A 4,365-nucleotide genomic window follows, 5' to 3' on the forward strand; every position below is an offset into this window, starting at 1 on the left:
ACCAGCACGTGTTCCTGCTCAGCCGCGGGCAACCCGGTCAGGCGGCGTTCCAGCGCTGACCCGCTGCCGGAGACAGGTTCGGTGCGGGCGGTGCGACGCGCGGGCGTGCGAGCCAACCCACGCAGAATCGCCGGGACACCGTCGTGGCGGTTGCTGAGGGTGCGAGTGTTGATGGGCAGCGGTACGAGGAAGGGCTCCGACATGGTCAGAGCGACGTCCAGGAGTTGCATGCCCTCGTTGGCGCCCATGGCGGTGAATCCTGAACGGGACAACCGCTCCAGATCGAGTTCCGCCAACTGGTTCGTCATGCCACCCGTTTCAGGCGCCCACAATCCCCAGGCGAGGGATTGAGCAGGCAGGCCGCTGGCGTGGCGGTGGATCGCCAACGCATCCAGGAAGGCGTTGGCCGCCGAGTAGTTGCCCTGTCCGGCACTGTCCAGCGTGGCGGCTGAGGAGGAGTAGAGAACGAACGCGGCCAGGTCCAGTTGCTGGGTGGCCTGGTGCAGGTGCCATGCAGCGTCCGCTTTCGGCCTCAGTACTCGGTCGATCTTGTCGGGGGTGAGGGAGGTGACCACGCCGTCGTCGAGGACTCCGGCGGTGTGGAAGACCGCTGTCAGCGGGTGCTCGGCGGGGATCCGGTCAAGGAGCGCGGCCACCTGCTCGGGGTCGGACAGATCGCACGCCGCGATCTCGACCGTCGCACCCGCCGTCTCCAGGTCGGCCCGGAGCTGGTCGGCGTCAGGGGCCTGGTCTCCTCGGCGGGAGGCCAACAGCAGACGCCCCACCCGGTGCTCGCCGGCCAGGTGGCGGGCCAAGATCGCGCCCAGGCCGCCGGTGCCACCCGTGATCAGCACGGTGCCGTCGGGGTCCAGGCTGCGCGGCATGGTGAGGATGATCTTGCCGGTGTGGCGGGCCTGGGCCATGTGCCGGAATGCCTGTCGGGCCTGCTGCACCGGCCAGCACCGCACCGGCAACGCAGCCAACTCCTGAGAAGCGAACAGGTCCAGCAGCTCGCCCAGCATCTGCCCGACCCGCTCATGCCCGGCATCCATCAGGTCGAAGCTGCGGTAACGGACGTGAGGGTGAGTGCCCGCGACATCGGCCGGCTCACGCCGGTCGGTCTTGCCCATCTCGATGAACCGGCCACCCTCGGCAAGCAGGTCCAGCGACGCGTCGGTGAACGGCCCCGCCAGCGAGTTGAGCACCACATCCATCCCCGCCCCGCCCATCACCGTGGCGAAGGCGTCGGCGAAGTCCAGGTCGCGGGAGGAGGCGATGTGATCATCCGGCACGCCCAACGCCCGCAGCACGTGCTGCTTGGCGGGCGAAGCGGTGGCGAACACCTCCGCCCCCAAGTGCCGGGCGATCTGGATCGCGGCCATGCCGACCCCACCCGCGCCGGAGTGGATCAGCACCCGCTCCCCCCGGCTGAGCCCGGCCAGGTCGACCAGCCCGTACCAGGCGGTCGCGAACGCCACCGTCACCCCAGCCCCCTGAGCGAACGACCAGCCCGCCGGAAGCCCGGCCAGCAACCGCTGATCGACCACCACCCGAGGACCGAACGCGGCCTCACCCAGCCCCATCACCCGATCGCCGACCCGCACCCCTTCCACCCCGGGTCCGATCTCGGAGACGACGCCGGCGAACTCGCCACCGATCGGCTCCCCCTGCTCGGGCACCATGCCCAACGCCACGACCACATCACGGAAGTTCAACCCGGCCGCACGAACCTCCACCCGCACCTCACCGGCGGCCAACTCCCGGTCGGCCTCCGGCGCGGGGACCAACGCCAGCTCCTCCAGGGACCCCTTGGCCGGGCAGTCCAACCGCCACCCACCCGCACCCCCGGGCACCACCAGATCACCGGCGCTGTCCGCACGAGCCAGACGAGGCACCAGCACCTGGCCGGCCCGCACCGCCAGTTGCGGTTCGTCTTCCACGCCCAGCAGGCAGGCCAGCGCGGTGAGCGACTCGGCCGCATCGTCGAGGTCGATCAGCAGGATCCGGCCGGGGTTCTCGGCCTGCGCAGAGCGCACCAACCCCGACACCGCCGCACCGATCAAAGCACCATCGGTCTCGCTGCCGGTGGTCACCGCGCCGCTGGTGACCAGCACCAGCCGGGTCTCGGCCAGCCGCTCATCGGCCAGCCAACCACTCAGCACACCCACGACCCGATCCAGCTCCGGCCGCAGCCTGTCCTGGCCGAAAGCCTCCACCGCAAGGCGCATCACCACAGCGGTGGGAAGAGACCGCCCGGACGCGACCGCATCCCCCAACGCCGCCACATCCACGAACTCCCCGACACCCCCACCAGCAGCCTGGACAGCCGCGACCAGAGAGGGCCAGCCCTCGCCCACCACCGCCACGTCCCCAGAACCGACCGGCTCACCCGGCAGCGGCACCCACTGCACCCGATGCAGCGCATCGTGCCCAGCCTGCGGACGCGACGACAGCCCATCCGCGGGCAGCGGACGCGAGATCAAGCTCGCGACGACCGCGACCGGCGCGCCGGTGCCGTCGGCGATCCGGATGCTGGAAGCCCCGCCCTCAGCCGGAAGGACGTGAACGCGCACCTGCTGAGCACCGGAAGCCAGGAGCTCCACCCCGTTCCAGGCGAACGGCAGCGCGACCCCCTCAACCTGCTCGACGAGACCGGTGGCGTGCAGGGCGGCGTCCAGCAGAGCCGGGTGAATGCCATAACCGCCGGCCTCGGCGGCCTCCCGCTCGTCGAGCTCCACCTCGGCGAACACCTCTGCGCCACGCACCCAGGCCCGCTTGAGCCCTTGGAACGCCGGACCATAGCCATACCCGGCACGAGCCAACGCCTCGTAGTGACCGGACACGTCCACCACCTGCGCCCCCGCGGGCGGCCACTGCTCATCAGCAGAACCGGCCGCGCTGCTCGTCACGGCCAGGGTGCCCGCGGCGTGACGCGTCCAGGGCCGCCGGCCGGTACGGGCGTGCACCGCCACCTCACGCCGACCGTCCTCACCGGCAGCGGACACCGCCACCTGAAGCTGGACCGGCTCGTCACCCCCGATCACCAGCGGCGCCTCAAGCGTCAGCTCCTCCACCACCGGGCAGCCGACCTCGTCGCCCGCCCGCACCACCAGCTCCACGAAGCCGGTGCCGGGGAAGACCACCGTCTCCCCCACCCCGTGATCGGCCAGCCACGGATGCGTAGTGGTCGAGATCCGGCCGGTCAGCACCAGCCCGCCCTGATCGGGCAGCTCCACCGCCGCACCCAGCAGCGGATGGTCCACCCGCGTCAGGCCCAGGCCACCGGCGTCCGCCGCCCCCGCGACGGAAGGCTCCAGCCAGTAACGCCGGTGCTGGAACGCATACGTGGGCAACTCGGCACCCACGCTGGTGCCGGGCAGGAGTCGTAGCCAGTCCACCCCCACCCCGGCGGCGAACGCCTCCCCCGCCGAACGTACGAACCGCCCCGCGCCGCCCTCGCCGCGCCGCAGCGATGCCACCGCGACTCCCGACGGGGCGGTGACGTCCAGGATGTCCTGCACCGCCATCGTCAGCACCGGATGCGGGCTCACCTCGAGGAAGAAGTCGTGACCGTCGCGAATCGCGACTCGTACGGCGTCCTCGAAACGCACGCGCTGGCGCAGGTTGGTGTACCAGTAGTCGGCCCCCAGCCGCTCGGTGTCCAGCGACTCCGCCACGACCGTGGAGTAGAACGGCACGTCGGCTGAGCGAGGTTCGAGCCCGGCCAGTTCGGCGAGGACGGTCTCCCGGAGCCCTTCCACCTGGGCGGAGTGGGAGGCGTAGTCCACCTTGATCTTTCGAGCCTGCACGCCCTCACCGGTGATCGCCGCGAAGAACTCGTCCAGGTCGGCGGCGCCGCCGGACACGACGACGGAGGTCGGGCCGTTCACGGCGGCTACCGAGAGCCGGTCGCTCCACGGTTCGAGCCGCCGCACCAGCTCCTCGTACGGCAGCAGCACGGCCAGCATGCCGCCGGTCCCGGCGAGCTCCCTGCGGATGACCTTGCCGCGCTGGGCGACCACGCGGGCCGCGTCCCGCAGCGACAGCGCCCCGGCCACGCACGCCGCGGCCACCTCACCCTGCGAATGCCCGATCACCGCGGCCGGGCGGACCCCCACCGACTCCCACAATGCCGCCAGGGAAACCATGACCGCCCAGGTGGCGGGCTGGACGACGTCCACCCGGTCCAGGGTCGGAGCTTCGTCCGCACCGCGCAGTACGTCGAGCAGGTCCCAGTCGACGAACTCGCTCAGCGCCTGCCCGCACTCGGCCAGCCGGGCGGCGAACACCGGCGACGCCTGCGCCAGCTCCACCCCCATCCCGGCCCACTGCGCCCCCTGCCCCGGGAACACCAGCACCGCATCC

At 71.6% G+C, this 4,365-nt stretch carries 1 protein-coding gene; it reads right to left on the minus strand.

The window, feature by feature from the left end; all coding sequences use genetic code 11:
• Positions 1 to 4,365: SDR family NAD(P)-dependent oxidoreductase (locus ACWEPL_RS65020; protein WP_452443025.1), on the minus strand; the 4,365-nt coding region annotated here is incomplete at both ends.

Source organism: Nonomuraea sp. NPDC004186, assembly GCF_053603495.1.